The 6,253-nt window shown below is 64.0% G+C and carries 7 protein-coding genes; 2 read left to right on the plus strand and 5 right to left on the minus strand.

The window, feature by feature from the left end:
* The 5 genes from EOA49_RS29470 to EOA49_RS29490 all read right to left on the minus strand — a co-directional run.
* On the minus strand, positions 1 to 720 hold a 720-nt coding region (locus EOA49_RS29470; protein ID WP_127243509.1), incomplete at its 3' end, for a biotin carboxylase N-terminal domain-containing protein.
* A 19-nt stretch (positions 721 to 739) separates the two neighbouring features.
* A complete protein-coding gene (gene accB, locus EOA49_RS29475; RefSeq protein ID WP_127241951.1) occupies positions 740 to 1,207 on the minus strand; it encodes an acetyl-CoA carboxylase biotin carboxyl carrier protein in 468 nt (155 codons plus the stop codon).
* Positions 1,208 to 1,233: 26 nt separating this feature from the next.
* Complete coding sequence (gene aroQ / locus EOA49_RS29480; RefSeq protein WP_066989889.1) at positions 1,234 to 1,668, minus strand: type II 3-dehydroquinate dehydratase; 435 nt, start codon at positions 1,666 to 1,668, stop codon at positions 1,234 to 1,236.
* 200 nt (positions 1,669 to 1,868) lie between these two features.
* Positions 1,869 to 2,672, minus strand: coding sequence for a DsbA family protein (locus EOA49_RS29485; protein ID WP_127243510.1), 804 nt, complete (start codon positions 2,670 to 2,672; stop codon positions 1,869 to 1,871).
* 57 nt (positions 2,673 to 2,729) lie between these two features.
* Positions 2,730 to 4,121, minus strand: a complete 1,392-nt coding sequence (locus EOA49_RS29490; protein WP_127240092.1) for a M48 family metalloprotease — start codon at positions 4,119 to 4,121, stop codon at positions 2,730 to 2,732.
* Between the two features lie 207 nt (positions 4,122 to 4,328).
* On the opposite strand from EOA49_RS29490, the gene EOA49_RS29495 reads away from it, so the two are divergent.
* Both EOA49_RS29495 and EOA49_RS29500 read left to right on the plus strand, forming a co-directional pair.
* Positions 4,329 to 5,477 carry an aminotransferase class I/II-fold pyridoxal phosphate-dependent enzyme gene (locus tag EOA49_RS29495; protein ID WP_127240093.1) on the plus strand — a complete coding sequence of 383 codons (1,149 nt, stop codon included), beginning with the start codon at positions 4,329 to 4,331 and terminating at the stop codon, positions 5,475 to 5,477.
* Between the two features lie 5 nt (positions 5,478 to 5,482).
* On the plus strand, positions 5,483 to 6,253 hold a 771-nt coding region (locus EOA49_RS29500; RefSeq protein ID WP_164749317.1), incomplete at its 3' end, for a glutaminase.

Consider the following 6,253-nt stretch of genomic DNA (forward strand, 5'->3'; position numbering starts at 1 on the left):
CTCCCACACCTTCTGGTGGCGGCGTTGCAGCGAGCAGTCGCGCTCGCCGAAATGCACGCCGCGTCCGGCGCCGTCGCCGAACACCTGCAATTCGATATGGCGCGGCTTTTCCAGATATTTCTCGATGTAAACGGCGTCGTCGCCGAAGGCAGCGCCGGCTTCGGATCTGGCGGTCTGCAGCGCCACTTCGAGGTCGGCTTCGGTGCGGGCGACCTTCATGCCGCGGCCGCCGCCGCCGGCCGAAGCCTTGATGATCACCGGATAGCCGATCGCGGCGGCAATGCGCTTTGCTTCCTTCTCGTCGCTGATCGCGCCGTCCGAACCAGGCACCACCGGGATGCCGAGGCGCTTTGCCGTGCGCTTGGCTTCGATCTTGTCGCCCATGATGCGGATATGGTCGCCCGAAGGGCCGATGAAGGTGATGTTATGGGCGGCGAGGATATCGGCGAACTTGGCGTTTTCTGACAGGAAGCCGTAGCCCGGGTGCACGGCATCGGCGCCGGTGATCTCGCAAGCGGCGACGATCTGGTGAATGTTGAGATAGCTTTCGCGTGACGGCGGCGGGCCGATGCAGACGCTTTCGTCGGCAAGCCGCACATGCATGGCGTCGGAATCGGCCGTCGAATGGACCACCACCGTCTGGATGCCGAGCTCCTTGCAGGCGCGCAGCACCCGAAGCGCGATTTCGCCGCGATTGGCGATGAGGATTTTTTGGAACATCTGCCCGCTGTTCCCGGCTCTACTCGATGACCACGAGCGGCATGCCGTATTCGACCGGCTGGGCGTCCTCGATCAGGATCGCCGTCACCGTGCCGGCGCGCGGCGAGGGAATCTGGTTCATCGTCTTCATCGCTTCGATGATGAGCAGCGTCTGGCCTTCCTTCACCTTCTGGCCGATCTCGATGAACGCCTTGGCGTCGGGCGAGGGCGCGAGATAGGCGGTGCCGACCATCGGCGAGGGCACGGCGTTCTTGGAAGGATCGGCTGCCGTCGCGGGCGCGGCCGCTACCGCCTGAGCCGGCCCGGTAACCGCCGCGGACGGCATAGGAAGCGGAGCAGCGACCGCGTGGACGGCCTGAGACTGACGCGACACGCGCACTTTCAGATCGCCGAGCTCGACCTCGATCTCGGTCAGGTTGGTGTCGTTCAGTATGCCCGCCAAGTCGCGGATCAGCTGCTGGTCAACACCGTTCTTCTTTATCGACATTTTCGAGCCTTCTGTTTGGGAGCCGGTCACAGGCGCGCCGCCAGTGCCTGCAGCGCAAGCGTATAGCCGAGTGGCCCGAACCCGCAGATCATGCCGACAGCGACCGGCGCGACCATGGAGACGTGGCGGAAAGGCTCCCGCGCGTGGATATTGGAAAGATGGACTTCAGCGACGGGCAGCGGCGCGATCGCGCGGATGGCGTCGTGAATGGCAATCGAGGTATGGCTGTAGGCCCCGGGATTGATGACGATGCCTGCGGCCTTTTCACCGGCTTCCTGGATCCAGTCGACGAGATCACCTTCGTGATTGGACTGACGAAAATCGATCTCGAGCCCGAGCGCCGTGCCGGCGGCCTTGCAATCCTCGGCGATGGCGGCAAGCGTCTTGCCGCCATAGATCCCCGGCTCGCGCTTGCCGAGTGCATTGAGATTGGGACCGTTCAGGACGAAAATCGTTTTCAAATATGCCGACCTCTTCGGCGCCGGCCTCAAGCCGGCGCGCCGGACCTCTATAATGGGCATATCCGCCCGCGAAAAGAGCGCAAGTACGTTCTTTCGCTGTCCACAACAGGCGGAAAACCGCCTGTTATCGCGACTCGCAATCGCTTAGAGCATGATCCCGAAAACTGTGCAGCGGTTTTCGGAAAAGACCATGCCCAAACCTAGAGCGCGCTCTTGGCCTGCTCGATCTTCTCCGCCAGAACCTGCTGTCCGAGCGCGCCGAACACCACCTCATTGCCGACCACATAGGACGGCGTGCCGGTGATCGACAGCTTGGTGGCGAGATCATAGGTGCGCGAGAGCGCTTCGTTGATGCTCGGATCCTTCATCTTCTCGCGCAGCTTCGCCTCGTCGGCACCCAGCGAAACAGCGACCTTCATGGCGGTGGATTCGGTGGCACGGCCCTGGCTGCCGAGCAGCGCAGTGTGGAACTCGCTGTACTTCTCCGGCATCATCAGATGGAAGGCCATCGAGACCACGCTGGCCTTTTGCGAATCCGGGCTGAGGATTGGAAACTCCTTGAGCACGAAGCGCAGGTCCGGATCGGCCTTGGTCAGCGCCTTCATGTCCTCAATGGCGCGTTTGCAGAAGCCGCAATTGTAGTCGTAGAACTCGACGATGGTGACTTTGCCCTTCGGGTTGCCGACCACGCCGTCGAACGTGGAGTTGAAGATCTCGTCCTTCGCATCCTTGATGACGCCGAGTGCGGCGAGCCGCTGCTCTTCCTTCTGCTTGGCCTCGAGCGCGTCCTGAACCTCGAGCAGGACCTCGGGGTTTTTCAGCAGATAGTCGCGGATGATGCCTTCGACCTCCTTGCGGTCAATCTTGCTGTCCGCCGAGGCGACCTGGATGGCTTGCGTCGTGTCGGCCTTAGCGGCCTGCGGGCTTCCTGCCACGAAGCCGAATGCCAGCATGCCGAGCGCTACCGCCACGCCGGCGCTGCCGAGCAGGATTGCCTTGTTCATGATCAGTTCCTTCTGCCTGTCCCGGTCCAACCTGGTCGCCGCGCGCGGTCGGGAGGTTCACTTGAGTTTGTTAGATGGCGTGTAGTTTATGATATCCTGCGCGCGAAGCCAGCGGGGCTCGCCGCGTTTCAATTTCTGTTGAGCGCGCATGGCGAAGATCTTCGCGTTCTTATAGTCGGCCGAATAGAAATGGCCCTCCGCCGTCGCAAGGTCGGCGGCCGGGATTTGCCCCAATTCGCCATAGGCTTGAGCCAGATAGCGGTAGGCTACGGCGTTTTCCTTGTCGCGCCCGATCCCGCTGTTGAGCTGCGCCACCGCTTTGTTGATTGAGTCCGGCGTGCCGACCGCCATCAGCGCCTGGCCGAGCGAGACCAGCAGCAAGCCGGACCGCGCCGCGTCGAGGCTCGCCGCTTTGGCATAGGCATCCGCGGCGTCCTTGGGCCTGTTGGCCTTCATCAGGATGTCGCCGCGCAGTTCCTGGAAATAGGGGTTCTTCGGCTGTTCCTTGATCAGGGCCGCGGTTTTCGTCAGCGCGGCGCCAGGATTGCCGTAGAGATAGGTCTGCTGCGCGTCGCCATAGCGCGAGGCAAGGCTGGTCGGGTTCTTGCGCATCAGCCGCGCCACGGCCGCCTGGCCTTGCATATAGGCCGCGATCTTGATGCGCATCATGTCATGCCGCTGCTGCAGCGTAGGCGCGTCGACCTGGCTGACATATGGGCTAGCCTTGACCAGCACCTCGAGATTGGCGATGCGCTCCCGGGGCATCGGATGGCTGATCCGGTAAGGATCGAGCTGGGTGCCCGACAGCGAAAGCGCGCTCTGGAAGCGCCCGAAGGTCTTCAGCATGCCCATGCCGGACTGGCCGGTGGCATTGAGGTAGGTGATCGCCGAGCGGTCGGCGGTGATTTCTTCGCCGCGCTGATAAGCAAGGATGCTGCGCTGCGCCATCTCGCCGCCGCCGGCGGCGACGCCCATGCCGGCGCCGGCAAGGCCGCGGCTGTTGGTGGTGGCGCCGGCCACGATCGCGCCCGCCCCGAGCAACGTGGCGATGATGGCCATGGTCTTGGCGCGATCGAGTTGATCGCGCAGCTTCTGCTGGTGGCCGCCGGCAATATGGCCGGCCTCGTGCGCGATGACGCCGATGATCTCGTTCGGCGTCTCGGCCGTCACCAGCGCGCCGGTGTTGATGAACAGGCGGCGGCCGGTCACGAACGCATTGAAGCTCTGGTCGTTGACGAGAACGATGTCGATCCCGTCATTGGCAAGGCCCGCCGCCTTGAAGATCGGTCGGGCATAGTCGCGCACCAGCGCCTCGATCTCGGCGTCGCGCACCACCGGCACGCCTTGCGCGAAGGCGCTCAGCGAAGTGGACACCGCGACGGCGGCGGCAAGCAGGAGCGTCGCGAACCCGCGCGCGGTTCGCCCTATTGCGGTCGATCTATCGATCATCGTTCGGGTCGGCTCAACATGACAGGTCCACTGGTAGACGAGCGGGCGAAGGATGAAAAGTCGGCGCCGATAACTTCCTGCGCGCTTGTGATCCCCACACCAATCGGGCATTTGTGCGGCGCTGCCGTCGAACTCCCGGCAGTTCCAGGGCAAGCGAGCGATGGTTTGCCTGTGGATTTGCCAACCAAAGGCAGGCTGAAGAGTCAGATGGTCGTTTCGCTTTCACGCCGCGGCGAGGTCGAGCCGTTCCACGCCATGGATATTCTGGCTGAGGCCAACCGGCTGAAGGCGACCGGGATTCCCGTGGTGTCGATGGCGGTCGGCCAGCCGTCGGACCCGGCGCCGGTCGGCGTCCGCGAAGCCGCCGCTCTCGCGCTGAAGCACGGCCGCATCGGCTACACCGATGCTCTTGGCCTGGCGGAGCTGCGCAAGGCAATCGCCACGCACTATGGCGAGCATTACGGGATCGATGTCGCGCCCGCCCGTATCGCCGTCACTACCGGCTCGTCGGCCGCCTTCAACCTGGCTTTCCTGGCGATGTTCGATCCCGGCGACCGCGTCGCCATCGCCGCGCCCGGCTATCCGGCCTACCGCAACATCATGGCCGCGCTTGGCATCGAAATCGTCGAGATCGAGCTTCGCTCGGACGCCTATCTGCATGCCGACCACCTGAAGAGCGCACACCGCGAGAAGCCGTTGAAAGGCGTGCTGTTTGCCAGTCCAGCCAATCCGACCGGCGCGGTCATTCCAGCCGACGAGCTTTCCGCGTTGGTGAAGACCGCGGACGAGCTTGGCATCGCGGTGATCTCGGACGAAATCTATCACCGGCTGGCCTATGCCGCGCCCGACGTCACTGCACTTGCCTGTGGCGCCGGCGTGACGGTGATCAACTCCTTCTCGAAATACTATTGCATGACCGGCTGGCGCATCGGCTGGATGGTGCTGCCGGACGAACTGGTGCGGCCGGTCGAGCGCATCGCGCAGAGCCTCTACATCTCGCCGCCGGAACTGTCGCAGGTCGCGGCGGTCGAGGCCTTCAATGCCACGCAAGAGCTGGAAGCGGTGAAGGCGCGCTATGCCTGGAACCGCGACCTGCTGATGAAGCGTCTGCCGGAGCTGGGCTTCCCGCTCTCGGCGCCCATGGACGGCGCGTTCTACGCCTTCTGCGATGTCACGCGGCACACCAATGACAGCATGGCCTTCGCGCGCAAGATGCTGGCCGAGGCGCATGTGGCGGCCACGCCCGGCCGTGATTTCGATCCGCTCCAGGGCCATCGCACCATGCGCTTTTCCTATGCCGGCAGCCATGACGACATGGTCGAGGCGCTGGCGCGCATCGAAAGCTGGCTGAAATAGACGCCATGCCCGAGCTTGAACAGGCGCTGGCGGAAGTGGCCGCCGAAATGACCGAGCGCAGCGATCGTGGCGATGTCGCCACCTATATCCCGCAGCTCGGCAAGGTCGATCCGAAGAAATTCGGCATTGCCGCCGTGACCAATGACGGGCGCATCATCCTTGCCGGCGATGCCGATCAGCCCTTTTCAATCCAGAGCGTCTCGAAGGTGTTCACGCTGACCCTGGCGCTGGGCAAGGTCGGCGATGCGTTGTGGCAGCGTGTCGGCCGCGAGCCGTCGGGCAATCCGTTCAACTCGATCGTCCAGCTCGAGCATGAGAGCGGCATTCCGCGCAATCCGTTCATCAACGCCGGCGCCATCGTCGTATCCGACATCCTGCTTGCCGGCCACCAGCCGCGCGAGGCGATCGGCGAGATCCTGCGCTTCGTCCAATTCCTGGCCGACGACGACACGATCATCATCGACCGCGAGGTCGCGGCCTCGGAACGCGCTACCGGCTACCGCAACTTCGCTCTGGCCAATTACATGAAGTCCTTTGGCAATCTCGACCATGAGCCGGAGTTGGCGCTGGGCGTCTACTTCCATCATTGCGCCATCGCCATGAGCTGCCGGCAGCTCGCCATGGCCGGCCGCTTCCTCGCCAATGGCGGTCGGAACCCGGCGACCGGGCTGTCGGTCGTGTCGACCGAGCGTGCGCGCCGCATCGGCGCGCTGATGCTGACCTGCGGCCACTATGACGGCTCCGGCGATTTCGCCTTCCGTGTCGGCATTCCGGGT

It is taken from the genome of Mesorhizobium sp. M1A.F.Ca.IN.020.04.1.1 (genome assembly GCF_003997315.1).
Lineage (GTDB): Bacteria > Pseudomonadota > Alphaproteobacteria > Rhizobiales > Rhizobiaceae > Mesorhizobium.